We start from the raw sequence: 15,294 nt of genomic DNA on the forward strand, positions 1-15,294 counted from the left end.
AGGAGTGGAGGGCGAGGAAAAATTTATCGGTTATTTTTCAGCAGAAAGGGGAGACAGCTTGAGTTTTATAGGTGGTGAATACGCAATAAAGTAGGTTTTAAGCGGGTTTTTCAAGTTCTTTTGGTCAGAGTGAAAAAAATTACAAGAAATTATTCATTTCCTCTTGAAATCCAATTTAGGATGCTGTATAGTAATAAATGTGATCGACGTCCGGTGCGATTGGGGCCCTTAGCTCAGTTGGTCAGAGCGGTCGGCTCATAACCGATTGGTCGTAGGTTCGAGTCCTACAGGGCCCACCATTAAGTGAGTACATACGTTTCACAAGGTCACATACATATCCCATGATCCGGTAGCTCAGTTGGGAGAGCACCATCTTGACAGGGTGGGGGTCGCTGGTTCGAACCCAGTCCGGATCACCATAAAACAAACGATAAAACCCTTGTTATTCAAGGGTTTTTCTTTTTGTCTTGAAGTAGGGTGATCGGGAGCGCCCCCTAAAATAGTTTTCGTGGTCAAGAATTGGTCAAGAATAGTATTCTGGTCAATAGTGACTAATGTTTCCAGCTTAACATAGTTACGATAATAATTTGCGTAACTCGTTTATGGATTCATCGAGGAGTATCTGGATTAACTGTTAAAGTCCCATGTTATAAACAAGCATTAATGTCATTCTGTTACGCTGTTCGTCCCCCCAAAAGCATCCACCATCTATAAGTTCTAGTTTGTTTTCATAAGGTGTATGCCTTCTCCAGATCGAATAGTCTACTTTCTGGGGCGTAGCTTTCTTGGTATTATCAAGTGATGTTATCCTTTATTTAGATAGAATCATATTTTCAGAAAACGGAAAGGGGTAAGCTAATTATTTGTACTAACTTTTTTACACAATATTACTTTCATTGGTAAAACAATACTAATACTTGTTGAGTATTTTCTAAAAACTGTGAAAGTTTTTGCTGGGCTTTTCTATAATTGTTGTTTACTGGAAGAGGATTTTTGTCGTTTTATCTCGAATACAAGCCCTTTGTACTAGGAAATTAGACAAGGGGTTGATCAAATGGAAAGAGCAATAATTCTAGGGGAACTAATTAGAGAAGTATTAGGTCCCCGAAATGGAGCTAATGAAACTTTACCAAATGACTTTGATCCTAGAAATGAATATATTGTTGGCGTACTTTCGCCAAGGAGTGCGAATACAACTAGAGACATTGATGCTGAAGCCGAATTAATGAATGATGGGGAAGATGATGAACAGGATTCAAATGATGATTCTTTTGAGCCTGCGATAGCTGGTTCACCATCTTTAGATCCAAAATCACTTCCTAAATCGATGGGAATTTCATTCGTCGCAGAAATTTCATCTGAAAATGCTTTGGCTAATGTATGTTTTACATGGGGAAGATACATATCTAATGGGACTGAGTGGCTTCGAAAGCCATATTGGTTCCATAAAGAGTTCAATATCACTACTAATCATTATTGGTGTGATAATGAAAAAACTGGTGTAGAGTTTTTTGTAAGGACTCTTAAAATTGCAACTGATCGCTATAAGATTTCTATCTTTTTGGTTAACAATACTCCATTGGATAACCATTCTAAGCCAACTACAGCTGATTTCGTATTTCAACCTGAAATCCGCATAAATAAAGTGTCTGGATTTGAGTTTTGTGCTCTTGATGACGAAACAATATATGATAATGCAAGTGTAAGTGAACTTGAAGAGGAGGATTCACTTAAACTTCTATATAAGGAAAGGACTGCTATTGCTAGAGGACATTTAGTTGGTGCTACTTGGAAATCAATTGATATTCAAAGAGAACACCCAAAGCTAAAAGATTTAACATTTCCACCGTTTATTTGGAGTGATGGCTGTATCGTTCCAGAACAGATTAGAATACAGTTTAATTCTCCAGATTTGAGGACCGACTACACTCCGACATACCCGATGGAAGCGCCCAGTATGGTGTGGAGGGAACAATATGGGCCAAAGCCTGAGTTTAACCCTGATATTTTATCTGAAACTTGGGAACCGAAAGAATTGAGGGATAGACTTTTTCCTTTGGTTTCAGGTTATAAAATGTGGCTTGAAGAACAAAAAGCCAAGAATTCAAGTCGTGAGTTAAGTCAAAATCTTCAAAGGGCAGCCCATAAACATTTTCTCCTAATCGAGAATGCAATTGGCAGAATGTCAAGATCAATTGATTTATTGTGTACAGACGAAGATGTACGACTAGCATTTTGTTTTGCGAATAAGGTCATGGCTTTACAATCCCTATGGGCAAATAAAAAGGTATTCCCATGGAGACCGTTCCAGCTAGCGTTTATATTATTGAATGTATCTGCGGTTGCTGATGATAATGATCCCGATAGAGGAGTTGCTGATTTACTCTGGTTTGCAACTGGTGGAGGTAAAACAGAAAGTTATTTAGGATTAGCAGCGTTCACAATCGCTCTGCAAAGACGCCGTGCAAGAATAGATCGTCAAGGGCATAAAAAGGGTGCAGGTGTTAATGTACTTTCAAGATATACACTACGTCTTTTAACCATTCAGCAGTTTCGTAGGGCTCTTCGCGTCATAACCGCTGCTGAATATTTAAGAGTGGACGGTTTGCTAAAAAGTGGGAAGAAGGTTGGGTGGAGGCCCTCTGGTTGTAAGGAAATGAGTGACTACATTTGGGGTGGGGAACGAATTTCAGTGGGACTATGGGTTGGTGGAGGTGTTACTCCTAACGGTTTACATACCTTAAAATTCCCAGATCAAAACGGTCGTATTATTAACATTCTAGGTGCATTTGATCTTCTAAAGAGCAAAGGGAAACATAATGAAGGTGAACCTGCCCAAGTATTAAATTGTCCTTGCTGTAATTCTTTTGTGGCCATTCCAAATGAAGGCCTAGGTCCTGGCACCCATACTATTCATTTTCTGTTTAAGGCCACAACAACAATATCAAGGCTTCAAGCATCTGATGTGGTTCTAGGGGAAGCGACAATTAGTGAAATAACCATTACTAAACATGGTAATGTATTCTATACTGCTTCTGTCACATTTGTTGTTGATCAGAATCAACATATAGAATCAGATTCGATAGATGATCTTTGGAATAACCAGATCAAAGGGATCATTCGTAATGCACAATTATTATCTGCTAGACCTACTCGACCTGGTTACTTCTTTCAAACATTCTATACAATGCAGAATACTGAAAAAGAAGCTAACTTCGATATAATATGCCCTAATCCAGAATGTGATTTGAATAGAGGAAATTGGGCGGAAAAAGTTCCTGCAAGTGTTAGAAGCCAGTTTTTATCAACATCTGGGGATACAGAGTTCCAAGAAATTATGGATGCCTTTAAGGTGCCAGGAGAGCCATCCATTTCATCGAGGATTGTTATTCCTGCTTATACCGTGGATGATCAGATATACCATCGCTGCCCTTCAATGATTATTGCTACTGCAGATAAATTTGCACAACTACCATCAGAGCCGAAAGCATCTTCGATTTTCGGTAATGTAGAGTATTATCATGCTAGATGGGGATATTATCGTGAGATGTGTCCACCAAATCACGGAGGAGGTATGCCAACCTCACTACAGGACAATCCTCCAGGGTACCAGAGAGGTCAATCATTGCATAAAAGAGTAGATGCATTCGATCCACCTCAGTTAATTATACAAGACGAGTTGCATTTAATTGAGGGGCCTTTGGGAAGCTTATACGGACTGTACGAAACCATTATTGATGAGCTCTGTACAAAGCAAGGGGAGAACCAAAGAGTTTCTCCTAAATATGTTGTTTCTACAGCAACTGTACGGCAAGCAGAAAAACAAGTGAAGTCTTTATTTGGTAGAGAATTTGCTCAATTTCCTCCCTCGGGGATTGATGTTAATGATAACTTCTTTTCGACAAGTGAGGAAATCCACCCATTAGATAGTAAAAATGCGGGACGTCTCTACGTGGGGATTTGTGCTCCTGGTAAAGGGGCACAAACACCTTTGGTTCGGATATGGTCTTCTTTGTTACAGACCGCACATGCGTTAAAAAATACAGGAATGCCTCCAGAACGAATAGATGGATTTCTTACCGTTGTCGGTTACTTTAATGCTGTGCGCGAATTAGCTGGTGCAGCCTCTTTGTATCGACAAGACATTCCAGAAAGAATAAGTTACATTAATGGTCCAAGTAGTAGAACGTTAAGTGAAAACCCATTAGAGTTGTCAAGTCGAAAGAGTTCGACCGAGTTACCAGGATTGTTAGAGTTACTCGGAAAAGATATTGATACAGGTAATCCCGAAGATGGTGTATTAGCAACAAGTATGTTCGGAACAGGTGTGGATGTGGATAGACTACGATTAATGGTGATTAACGGACAGCCAAAGTCTACGTCGTCTTATATACAAGCTTCTGGTCGTGTTGGACGGAAACACGCGGGTTTAGTTGTAGCATTTTTCAGAGCAAGTCGCCCGCGGGACTTAGACCATTATGAATTTTTTACAGGTTACCACAGGGCATTATACAAATATGTAGAACCTGTGACGGTAGCACCGTTTTCGCCTAGAGCGCGAGAAAAAGCATTTGGTCCTTTAAGTGTCGCTCTATTAAGACATGCCATAAGAATTCTAGGTGCCAAAGTATCCAATCAGTGGAGATATCAACAACGATTACAAGGGCAAACCACCGAGTCTGCTGCGGTAAATATGCGAAATTTACGTCATTCGCAAGAAGTATCAAGAGTAATTGATTTATTTGCTCAGAGGGCTAGTAAACAACCTGATGGAAGAAGGCCAGAAGGATCAACTATTATCTCAGAAATTCGCTCTGAATTAGATCGATGGTATATGCTAGCTCAAAAACATGCCAATCGCCTCCTATATAACGAATCATCTATGAATAGGCAACCAACTCACCCAGTCGTGCTAGGTGATCCACAACATTATTTCCAAGGCCTAGATGTTGCTTTTGAAAATGCGCCTCAGTCATTACGAGACGTTGAGGGCACGACAAACTTTAAGAGCTGAGGTGACGAAATGGGACAATCTATTAGACCGTCGCAATATATTACAACTTACGGGCCAGGAGCAATATTAGAGGGGCCAAATGGACCAAGAGTGATAAACAATATTGCTCAATCAGGAATTCTTAATTATAAATCGTTGGATCAGCTTGAAATAGTTGACCAGCGTTTGTCCGAATCTTTGCTTCAAGGTGCAGGGATTATTCGATTACCTACTAATGCTGAATTACAAGTTGCTGAATCAAGAGCAATTTATGAAACCAAGCACTTCCCTGAATGGTCCTTGTGCATTAAAAAGAACCATAACAAATTATACCGATACAATATTAGTAGACAGATAGGATGCCCTGATTGCGGTCGATTCCATAATTCATATGAAGGATGGCAAAAATCCCGAAGGGAAGCTATTCGTTTTGTAGTAGCATGTCCAAAAGGTCATCTTGATGATGTAAATTGGGGCGGTCTCGTTAAACACAAAAAAAAGCCATGTTATCCAGACTTTCTAATTTGGAAAGGAGGAGGTGGAGCACTTAAAAATGTAACTATCGTATGTCCTGATTGTGACGGAGAATTTAATTTAGGGACTGCATATGCAACTGAATTAGATTGTACTGGTCGCTATCCTGAAATGGGGAATGATAGACCAGGTTGCGATGAACCGGCTCGGATGATGCAAAGAGGCGCATCTAATTTAAGGGTCGGAGAGATAATATCTTCACTTACCATACCAAATCGGGATACGCGACTTCATCAATTATTAGCGCATTCAAGTATAATAAATCTGATTTACACCTCAGAGATAAGTAGTAAAGAGGAACTTTTAACCAAAATTAAAGCCCTTGTGGATCGTCGTAGAGTTCAGCAAAACATTTATGACGAAATATCTCGTTACGATAATTCTGCAATAATAAATGCGATAGCTGATGTATGTGAGCCAATCGATATTCAAAACGAGCTGGATTATCGTGTTGCAGAGTTTAATGCCCTACAAATAGCTGCAACAAGAGGAGCCCCGTTACAAGTTTCTTCCACACCAGGCTCGCCACCTCAATTTGAGGTAGTTAGACAAGATATTAAAATATTTGCAGGACCAAACGGTAGAAAGCTCAGAATTACCCCCGTTAGTAGATTAAGAGTAGTTATGGTTCAAACTGGTTATCGTCGTTTAGATCTGGTTAACGGAGATATTGTCTCGACTGTTTATCATGATGGGATAAAGGACTGGTATCCTGGTGTTGAGACATTTGGGGAGGGGATATTTATTGATCTGGCTCCAACTGAAGAGATAGGTACAGGCCATTTTGCTATGAGTGGAAAAGATTATGAAAATTGGCTCATAGCATTTAAAGATCCCGAACAATATGGGGTAAAAAGCGGAGTAGTTGATCCTGAACAACTCCACCCTGTTTTTGTTTGGTGGCATACCTTGGCCCATCGATTAATAAGTTCTTTATCGGTTGATTCGGGATACTCATCCGCTTCTATTAGAGAACGAGTATTTATTAAATTTGAAGATGATAGGATAAGTGGTGGGGTTTTATTATACACTACACAACCTGGTGGGGATGGTACTTTAGGCGGTCTTATTGGATTGGTTCCAGAGTTTAACAGGGTCTTGAATAGAGTTTTTAGAAATGTTCACACATGCTCTAACGATCCATTGTGTGGTGAAGAGAAGTTTGCTCCAAATAAACTTAACGGTGCGGCTTGTTATGTTTGTCAATTTGTCTCTGAAACTTCTTGTGAGCATAGAAATATGCTACTTGATCGAAATTTGCTTATGGAGAATTTACCTTAACTATGGAGATTAAAATATTAGCTACTGGACTTGGCTGGTTGGGAAACGGTGTCGAATCTATTACAGCCAACTTGGAAGAACTGATTCTAAATGCACAATACGAAATAATGATCTGTGCTTACAAAATTAGCACAGGAGCATCAGACGTTTTAGAATTGATTAACGCCCCTTTATCTAGGGGCGTTGATGTAAGAATTTTGGTTAATCAATTTCATAACCACCATTCCGCAGCTCAAGCAATGTTAGCATCTTTTTCGAGAAAATTTATAAATTATAAGCTCTATGATTTTACTCATCCAGACGGGTTTGATCTGCATGCAAAAATGATAGTTGTAGATCGTGAACGAGCAATAATTGGTTCCTCAAATATATCCAGAAGGGGATTTTTTGAAAATCATGAATTAGCAGTAATGTTGTCAGGGCAAGATGTAAACAAAGTAGCAAATGCATTTGAAAAACTAGTCACTCACCAGTTTACTAAAAAAATAGATTTATAGAATATTTGGTGATGCGTTATAATAACTTATGACTATCGAAATTTGTCGAGGAAGATGTAAATGGCTTATACTGTTTTAGATTTATTTGCTGGTGGAGGGGGCTTCTCTACGGGGTTCCAGATGGCACGACGAGGAGACTCCCGCTTTGAGATTATCAAAGCAGTTGAATTGAATGAAGATGCATGTAATACGCTTAGAAACCACTTAGGCGAAAATAAAGTTATCGAAGGAGACTTAACGAAAAAAGAGATAAAAGATAGAATCATTGCTGAATGCCTTGGCGTAGACGTTATTATCGGAGGACCTCCATGTCAAACTTACTCTCTCGCTGGACCTGCAAGGTCTGGAAAACCAGAAATGAGAGAGGCATTAAGAACCGATCCCCGGAATACGTTATTTAGGCATTTCTTTGATTTAGTTGGTCAAATACGTCCACGAATTGTAGTATTTGAGAATGTTGAGGGGATTATTTCAAAACAACTTGATACAGAAGAAGAGTTGTCTAAGAAACAGCAAATAGCTATTGAAGTGATTTGCGATGAACTGGAATCTTTGGGATACTCAACACGAATAGAAGGAGACCTTGTAAAAAGATACCAAGTATTAAATGCTGTCAACTACGGTGTTCCTCAACAGAGAAAAAGAGTTATTATTATCGCAAATAATCAAAACCAGCTTAACCCAACGCTAGATGTTTTAAATTACGAGATTGATCAAACCTTACTACAAGCCATAGGGAGACTTCCTGTAGTTCTTCCAGAAATTAGTGTAAGTAGAATGAAGTCTTTAATCAATCTAAATGTAATTACGCAAAATTTAGAAAAAAGCCTCTATGCATTTGTAGGTAGTATCAAGAACTTGAAGGACACATATAAGGAGCAACCAGAAGTCAATTCAGATGAATTTAATAAGATCATACGGTATTTTGATGAATGTCTACCGAAATTACTGAGTAAGAAATATAAAAAGCTGATTTACTTAGAAGAGTTTTTACGAGGATATAATAATCTAGTAAAAAATATGTGGAACGACATTTAGCACACAGGCAATCTCATATTTCAAGGGAACATAATATCAGGGATGTTGTTATGTTTTCGATGATGAAACCAGGTTCTTCTTCAGCGCAATTCATGAATAAAGCTTCTTTATTTTATGATAAATTTCTGGATGAACTCTATCCATATGATCGAACGAAACATGTCGACACTTATGTGAGACATTCTTGGAATAAACCATCAAATACAATTTTATCTCATATGGAGAAAGATGGTCTTAAGTTTATTCACCCAGATCAACCTAGAACTTTTACCCCTTATGAAGCGGCTCTTATTCAGTCTTTTCCTCCTGACTATGTATTTTCTGGAGGGCGAAATGCTCAGTATAGGCAGATTGGAAACGCTGTCCCGCCGCTGCTAGCTAGGAGTATTGGTGAAGCGATATTAGAACTATTAGAAAATATGGATAGATAGAAAACAGCACGATTCTCTTAGAGAAAAGTGCTTTTTGTTTTTTACTGTTCGGGTAATTCATTTCACAAAACGCTAGTTTGGAGCATATCACCGATAAAGAAATTGATACTATACACTCTTTTAATTGACATTCCTTTCGTCAAGTTTAAATTTCTTGTTGATTCTCTCGCAAAGGTTTTCAAGCATTGATATACCTGAACTATTTGTCAATGTGACAGGGTTAATGTTTAATTCTCGAAGCAAATTTAGATTGCGACTAAAGATTTTTCTAGCCTTCAATTCATTATCAAATTTTTTGCTTTTTGCAAAGGACTCTCTTGCCAACCAGACACTCCCAGTCTGATGAATGTATTTTATGAATTCCTTGAGTTCAATACTTCTCTTAATACTTCTTGTAGATTTAGTTATTAGCTCTAGCGATTTTTCAAAATTATAGTAGTGACCATTGCCAATGATTGAATCATAAAAGTAACAAATGCTTTTTTTACATCTCTCTACACTGAGATATTCACACAGCTCTCCTGAGCAATTTTTGTGCTGGACTTCTAACCTGAGTTTATTTTTAACTGCGTCAAGGTTTATTTTATGAATTTCCCCTTTTTCGAATTTCTCTTTCAAAGTACTATACCTGTTGTAAAAATTGACAGTAAGATTTTTTGAGTAAAGATAGAAGTTTGTCGGCGATTCCAGGTACATCTGGGTTATAGGATCTTTAAGCATATAAATTGGGATATTACTTTGTTTAAACACGAACATATAGATAGGAATTAAATCTTGATTAATTTCCAAATCAATAGCATAGTCAATTCTTTTGACCGTCCATTGTAAAAGGTCAGGTAAGGATAATAGATCCACGAATCTTTTAAATTCTCTTCTGACCTCTTCCATCTCATCCAAGTCCGTTACATCGAAAGCATTTCCTTCATCAACTAGAAGTTTTGGTTTTAGTGTGATTTCAATAGCCCGGTAATTATATTCCTTAACATACCTAAGTTTGATGATCTGAAAACCGAGTTTTGCGAACGAATAAGTTACCAAAGCGTCCTTATCCTTTCTATCAATATGGAGTTTTCTCCCTGAAGACTCGATGCTTAATTCATTTAGATTTGTATATAAGTTGTTAAACTCACTTTTGGTTATTCGATAATAAATAGTCATTGTGTCAATCATTAACTAATCAATCCTCTCAATGATGTAGGTAACCATGGACGTAGCAAGGACCACTGTTGACGGGGTGGTATATCTTTAAGCAAGTCCAGCGCTTACTTATCTGTTAGAGGCAAATAAAAAAGTACAAGGTGGCGATTGTTCGCTTTCCTTGTACTTTTTCTCTTTTAATCTGATTATGTATTCAGGTATTCGTTCATTTTCGTCTTCTTTATAACAAAAACTCGTATTTTAGTCTTAGGATAGACAGTCACTAATTTATCTGCTCTTTTCCTACCACTTTTCTCCTCTTCAATCTCAATAATTTTCTCGTCGAATAGGAACAAATCAAGCTCTTTCCTTGCTAAGAGTGAGTACTTTTCTCTATGTCTTAGCCTAGTTTCAACCAAATCCCATGTCTCTTTGTATGGTAAATAATATTTATCATCATCTTGCCACCCCAGATTATCAACTTCATTTTCAGGAATTTCTCCTAACTTCGTTAAAGGTTGTTCCTCAATTAGTGCTAAAATTTCCTTCAAAAAAATGATGGCATCTTGTTTTTTTAGTGTGTTTATATCACTAATATTTAAGTTTTCACTGTTGGATAGGTTATAGAATGATTTTATTACGCCATTTGTAGTTACTGGATGTACAAGCTGCAGTACCGGTCTTCGTTGATGGTAGCCCTCAAAATCATTAATTGTTACATCTGAAAACCGATTTTCAAACCACCACTCTCCATCAAATATTTTGAAATCACTATCTAATAAAATTCTAGTCGAAAGCTTTATAGCCATTTTCAAGTATCGATAGTACGATTTATCGTACAAAAATAAATCATGATCTAAAAATGAGGCAGTTACCCAATATCCCTTTTCTATCATCTCTTGATTGAGGTTTAAATAAATACATTTATATTTTTTCTTGCTTAACTTTGTATAAACCTTAATGCCTAATCCTTCTTCTCGTATGGTTTGATTTTCTTTTATGTATAGACGATGGGTAGGAACGATAAAAAAATTACATAGTTTTATATCCATTTTGTTATCTTTCCCATATTCCGTTTCCTCATCATCGACATTATTAAGAAGTACCGTGTTCCCTAGCCAATCAATGCCTAACGTCTCCCTCTGCAAAAGACGATTTAATTGAAGGCGGTAATCGTGTATCTCCTTTGAGAAGCTATCATGAAATTCTTCAATTCTGATAAGATCTATATACTTATCTATAAAAAAATGAATATTGTAGTTTTGTTTACCCATCCCGAGACTCCCAGTCCGAAATATTTTTTCATTTCCTATGAAACAACACATCAATTACATTGCCAATGTGTAGAATCATTATACCAAAGATTAACTGATGATTCTTATGATTTTGCAAGGAAATTTTCTGCGGGTACTCGGGAATTCTGGGATTTTGGGAACTCAATAATGAACCTATTTCGACACATTAATAGAATCGATCGGAAGATTAAGTTCCCAAACGGTTCCCAGATAGTTCCCAGGCTGTTCTTTGATTTTTATAACTCTTGACAACTGCATTAATGGCAAATCTCTATTAAAAATGTACACTTACATTAATACTGAAAAGCACAAAATAAAGCGATAGACAGTTAGTTTAATTAAACTTAATTTAATTTAAACAATATAGTAAATTTATATATTTAAACTCTATATTATATATCAGAATGAAAGGAGAAGACAAAATATTCGAAAATTATGACGATATAATCCGTATTGATGACATGATGGAAATCCTTGCTATAGGTCGCAATAAAGCTTATGAACTATTACAATCAGGGCAAATTAAATCAATAAAACTAGGGAAATCTTATAGAATCCCTAAGATTTGTATCGAAGAATACATTCTTGCCAAAATCCAAATGAACTCTGATTAGAAAGGAATAAACCCAAATCAAGCAGCGGACGGAATTCATCCGCTGCTTTTTGGTGTTTACGAAAGCAGATTAGACTTACTCAACTATTTTAGGGAGGAAATCAAATGGCTGGGAGCACAATAAAGAAAGACGGTAAAACGTGGTACTTCGTTTTAACATATGGAAAAAAAGCCGACGGAAAACAAAAGCAGTACAAAAGAAGAGGGTTTAAAACAAAACAAGAGGCTCAAAAAGCATATAATGAACTTATACATTCTCTTGAGAATGGAACCTATATTGAACCCTCAAAAATGCTATATAAGGACTACATGCTCGATCATTGGCTTAAAGATAAGCAAACCAGGGTGAAGAAGCAAACTCTTCGAACGTACAGATGGTTAGTTGAAATGCACATACTAAATGACCTTGGAAACATTGAACTTACAAAACTCTCTCCAATGATCATTCAGGGATTATATAATCGATTAACAGAAGAGAAGATTCTTTCCGACGAAAATATCCAGAAAGTACACACAATCATTAATGATTCTTTGAGGAAGGCTGAGCGCTGGGATTTAATACCGAAGAATCCTGCTGCACGTGTTGATCGGCCCAAAGCAGTAAAGAAAGAAATAACTGTTTGGACGGTAGAGGAGGTTAAGAGATTTCTCAAACATGCTGATGGATACAGCAGATATTCAATTGCCTTTTTATTGGCATTGAGTACTGGAGCAAGACAAGGCGAAGTTCTTGGGCTACGCTTCAAAGATGTAGATTTCGATAATGGATGTATAAGAATTACGCAAACACTTAGTAATGATGGTAAGGAAATTCTCCCCTACACGAAAACAAAATCAGGTGCCAGAACGATTGACTTACCAGAGGAGACGATAATACACCTAAGAAAACATAAAGAGCTAATAACCAAGGAGAAACAAGCAGTTGGAGCAAACGCTTATTGTGATTTGGATCTGGTTGTATGTACTGAGATAGGTACACCAACTAACAAAAGCAATTTACGCAGAATTTTCAATTCAATTATCAAAAAAGCCAATGTTCCAAAGATTCGATTTCATGATTTGAGGCATACACATGCTACTCTCCTTCTGTTACAGGGGGTAAATCCCAAAATTGTATCAGAAAGGCTGGGTCATGCAGATGTAAGGCTTACCTTAGACACGTATTCTCATTTATTGCCAAGTATGCAAAAAGAGACTGCAAGAAACTTTGGTAAAATGATTTTTGGGGATGATACAAACGATAAAATGATCATTGAAATAGACCTTTAGACTGTTTTCTTTACATGGAAAACAGTCAATTTTTTATGTGTTAGAATCTTCAAGAATGATGTTTTGGACTTAGATTGATCGTTTGTGCTGGCTTTTCAATCGTTTAGCTCTAATAAACAAGTTAATATTATTACCTTCATACACATCATACACACGAAGCTGGATCATAGCTCTGTTGTATTTTGTATTCCTATTAAAAACAGCAAATATAGCTGTTTTATAATTTTGATTATAAGGGAGATGGTTTATTTGACAGCAAATGTAGAAAGTATGTTTTACTTTAGGCGGTTTAACCCCTCAAAACTTGAGTTATTCTCCCTTATTCTCGCTTTGTCGTAGTCTTGCATCCTTCTTCAACCTTTTGGGAGTCTAGGAAGAGATAAGTCTAGCGTCAAGGAGTACGCTTGACTCCAGACTTATCTCTTCCTGTTTTGCCGCTAGGTTGAAGAAAGGCTTGCTGTGCATTTCCATTGCCAGACTATACTTTTACTACAAATGGTTTTACACGTTGCTGTGCAAAAGCCTTGCTGAATTCTACGGGTGATAAATCGTACAAACTACCATGGATCCGGCGTTGGTTGTAAAAGAGCAGATAGTTTGTTACGGTTTCGTAGGCTTCTTGGTAGTTCTGAAATTCATTTCGTTGCAAACATTCTTTCTCCAAAACACTGTGAAATGACTCAATGTGAGCATTCTTATTGGGTGTTTTTGGAGGGATTCTCTCATGCACTGTTCGGAAACGCTGACAGGCTCCTTCAAAGGCATGGCTAATAAACTGTGGACCGTTATCCGTGCGGATAACTGGTCGTTCTTCATGGTCGAATTGCTGTCGTTTCCACAAAGCTCGCTGAAGAACCTCGGCAGCATGTTTTCCTTCGCATGACAGGCCAATATGGTAGTCCACAATCGCTCGATCGTAGACGTCAATAAGACTCATCAGGAAAAAGAAACGATGTTCACCTATAATAAAGCCGTATTTTACATCCATCTCCCACAATTGATTCGGAGCGGTAATCTCGCGGTTATTCGCAAGCTTACGAGGATGCTTGCTTTTCTTTTGTCGCTGTGGTTGCAAGAGTTCTTCTTCTTTTAACAAGCGGTAAACCTTTTTCTTGTTAATGATCAGATGGTGGTCTCGTCGTAGGCAGACTGTAAGCTTTCGATATCCATAAGCAGGTTCTTCATCAGCAATCAGTTCGGATAACCATTCTTTGATTTGCTCGTCGGAGACAGCTTGTCCGTCAATGGACAAAGAATAACCCGGTATTGGCCGCCCTCCGTGGTAGACACGAGGTTTTTGGGAGGCTTTGTTTATTCGGTAGTAGTAGGTTGCTTCAAGGATGCCGACAATACGTAGCACCATTTTGGTTGTGTACCCCAGCTGTATCCACTTGTCGGCTATTTCCATTTTGTCCGATAAGCTGGGTTTACCTTTTTTACAAGATCACGAAGGATCGCGATTTCCAAATCCTTTTCTCCAAGTAATTTTTTCAGTTTATCATTCTCTGTTTCCAGTTCACGAAACTCACCTGGACTTGGTGTATAACTCGTTACAGCTTTGGCTTCGGCAGAAGTGTTTTGCCAATCTGCGTGCTTGGAATCACGTATCCAACGATACAACATTTTAACGTCTATTCCATGCCGTCTGGCTACCTGGCTCGTATTTCCTGCTTCTTGGGCTTCTTGGATCAGTTGTTGTTTGAATTCGATTGAATACCGTTTCCGTTGCATATAAAATCCCCCTCTGTTCTTCTGATATCAGCTTAACAAGATAAGGAGTAATGACTCAAATCCAATTTAGGGGCTTAAGAGGAGCCACCAGAAGACAAAAGAAACTTGGATGCAAAAATTGAATCAATTTGTTCGAATTACCCTAAAAAGAAGTTAGGGTTCTTTGCAAGAAAAATTGGTGCTGTAAAGAAGGAATTACAAAAGGTAGATCACAGAGACCGTGGTTCATATCTTTACAGGATTTTTGAAGCTTGTGAAGAAAAACTATTTGAATTGGCGGATCAGTTTGCAGAACTAGATTTGCCGCCGGATAAAGTCGATTCCATCATTGATGAATTGGTTTCGCATGCCGAACAACACCTGACTGATAAATCTAAAGACTACTCGTACGCATTTAAGAGTAAAGATACTTTAAGGAATGCAGTTTTGGAATTATTTGATAGCTGCTTCCTTGCCTTCGATTAGGGTGAACCTT

General features: G+C 37.8%; 12 protein-coding genes and 2 tRNA genes. 10 read left to right on the forward strand and 4 right to left on the reverse strand.

Annotated elements, in window-relative coordinates:
• Positions 1–222: 222 nt before the first annotated feature.
• The 7 genes from IRJ17_RS13795 (at position 223) to IRJ17_RS13825 (ending at position 8,774) form a co-directional block, all read left to right on the forward strand.
• Positions 223–299, forward strand: a tRNA-Ile gene (locus IRJ17_RS13795).
• Between the two features lie 44 nt (positions 300–343).
• Positions 344–419: transfer RNA gene (locus tag IRJ17_RS13800), tRNA-Val, on the forward strand.
• Between the two features lie 635 nt (positions 420–1,054).
• Entirely contained in the window at positions 1,055–5,014 is a 3,960-nt protein-coding gene (drmA, locus tag IRJ17_RS13805) for a DISARM system helicase DrmA (protein WP_242775035.1), read from the forward strand.
• Between the two features lie 9 nt (positions 5,015–5,023).
• Entirely contained in the window at positions 5,024–6,808 is a 1,785-nt protein-coding gene (gene drmB / locus IRJ17_RS13810) for a DUF1998 domain-containing protein (protein WP_242775037.1), read from the forward strand.
• A gap of 2 nt (positions 6,809–6,810) precedes the next feature.
• On the forward strand, positions 6,811–7,305 hold the full coding sequence (locus IRJ17_RS13815; RefSeq protein WP_242775040.1) for a phospholipase D family protein: 495 nt from the start codon (positions 6,811–6,813) through the stop codon (positions 7,303–7,305).
• Between the two features lie 60 nt (positions 7,306–7,365).
• Positions 7,366–8,343 carry a DNA cytosine methyltransferase gene (locus IRJ17_RS13820; RefSeq protein WP_242775042.1) on the forward strand — a complete coding sequence of 326 codons (978 nt, stop codon included), beginning with the start codon at positions 7,366–7,368 and terminating at the stop codon, positions 8,341–8,343.
• Positions 8,328–8,774 carry a DNA cytosine methyltransferase gene (locus tag IRJ17_RS13825; protein WP_242775044.1) on the forward strand — a complete coding sequence of 149 codons (447 nt, stop codon included), beginning with the start codon at positions 8,328–8,330 and terminating at the stop codon, positions 8,772–8,774. The genes IRJ17_RS13820 and IRJ17_RS13825 overlap by 16 nt, the downstream gene beginning before the upstream one ends.
• A 120-nt stretch (positions 8,775–8,894) precedes the next feature.
• Here the strand turns inward: IRJ17_RS13825 and IRJ17_RS13830 are convergent, their stop codons facing one another.
• Both IRJ17_RS13830 and IRJ17_RS13835 read right to left on the reverse strand, forming a co-directional pair.
• On the reverse strand, positions 8,895–9,944 hold the full coding sequence (locus IRJ17_RS13830; protein ID WP_242775046.1) for a hypothetical protein: 1,050 nt from the start codon (positions 9,942–9,944) through the stop codon (positions 8,895–8,897).
• A gap of 173 nt (positions 9,945–10,117) precedes the next feature.
• Positions 10,118–11,185, reverse strand: coding sequence for a hypothetical protein (locus IRJ17_RS13835; protein WP_242775048.1), 1,068 nt, complete (start codon positions 11,183–11,185; stop codon positions 10,118–10,120).
• A gap of 485 nt (positions 11,186–11,670) precedes the next feature.
• On the opposite strand from IRJ17_RS13835, the gene IRJ17_RS13840 reads away from it, so the two are divergent.
• Together IRJ17_RS13840 and IRJ17_RS13845 are read left to right on the forward strand one after the other, a co-directional pair.
• On the forward strand, positions 11,671–11,820 hold the full coding sequence (locus IRJ17_RS13840) for a helix-turn-helix domain-containing protein (RefSeq protein WP_242775268.1): 150 nt from the start codon (positions 11,671–11,673) through the stop codon (positions 11,818–11,820).
• A 104-nt stretch (positions 11,821–11,924) separates the two neighbouring features.
• Complete coding sequence (locus IRJ17_RS13845) at positions 11,925–13,088, forward strand: site-specific integrase (protein WP_242775050.1); 1,164 nt, start codon at positions 11,925–11,927, stop codon at positions 13,086–13,088.
• A gap of 478 nt (positions 13,089–13,566) precedes the next feature.
• Here the strand turns inward: IRJ17_RS13845 and IRJ17_RS13850 are convergent, their stop codons facing one another.
• Both IRJ17_RS13850 and IRJ17_RS13855 read right to left on the reverse strand, forming a co-directional pair.
• Positions 13,567–14,451, reverse strand: coding sequence for an IS3 family transposase (locus IRJ17_RS13850; protein WP_242775052.1), 885 nt, complete (start codon positions 14,449–14,451; stop codon positions 13,567–13,569).
• Positions 14,452–14,486: 35 nt separating this feature from the next.
• Entirely contained in the window at positions 14,487–14,819 is a 333-nt protein-coding gene (locus IRJ17_RS13855; RefSeq protein ID WP_063227478.1) for a transposase, read from the reverse strand.
• A 105-nt stretch (positions 14,820–14,924) separates the two neighbouring features.
• Between IRJ17_RS13855 and IRJ17_RS13860 the strand changes: the two genes are divergently transcribed.
• Positions 14,925–15,284, forward strand: a complete 360-nt coding sequence (locus tag IRJ17_RS13860) for a hypothetical protein (protein ID WP_242775055.1) — start codon at positions 14,925–14,927, stop codon at positions 15,282–15,284.
• Positions 15,285–15,294: the final 10 nt, after the last annotated feature.

Source organism: Brevibacillus parabrevis (assembly GCF_022701015.1).
Lineage (GTDB): Bacteria > Bacillota > Bacilli > Brevibacillales > Brevibacillaceae > Brevibacillus > Brevibacillus parabrevis.

Coding starts and splice junctions, on each gene's coding strand:
- IRJ17_RS13835 (WP_242775048.1), bottom strand. CDS start 11,185: ATGGGTAAACAAAACTACAATATTCATTTTTTTATAGATAAGTATATA.
- drmA (WP_242775035.1), top strand. CDS start 1,055: ATGGAAAGAGCAATAATTCTAGGGGAACTAATTAGAGAAGTATTAGGT.
- IRJ17_RS13850 (WP_242775052.1), bottom strand. CDS start 14,451: ATGGTGCTACGTATTGTCGGCATCCTTGAAGCAACCTACTACTACCGA.
- IRJ17_RS13830 (WP_242775046.1), bottom strand. CDS start 9,944: ATGATTGACACAATGACTATTTATTATCGAATAACCAAAAGTGAGTTT.
- IRJ17_RS13815 (WP_242775040.1), top strand. CDS start 6,811: ATGGAGATTAAAATATTAGCTACTGGACTTGGCTGGTTGGGAAACGGT.
- IRJ17_RS13855 (WP_063227478.1), bottom strand. CDS start 14,819: ATGCAACGGAAACGGTATTCAATCGAATTCAAACAACAACTGATCCAA.
- IRJ17_RS13840 (WP_242775268.1), top strand. CDS start 11,671: ATGGAAATCCTTGCTATAGGTCGCAATAAAGCTTATGAACTATTACAA.
- drmB (WP_242775037.1), top strand. CDS start 5,024: ATGGGACAATCTATTAGACCGTCGCAATATATTACAACTTACGGGCCA.
- IRJ17_RS13845 (WP_242775050.1), top strand. CDS start 11,925: ATGGCTGGGAGCACAATAAAGAAAGACGGTAAAACGTGGTACTTCGTT.
- IRJ17_RS13820 (WP_242775042.1), top strand. CDS start 7,366: ATGGCTTATACTGTTTTAGATTTATTTGCTGGTGGAGGGGGCTTCTCT.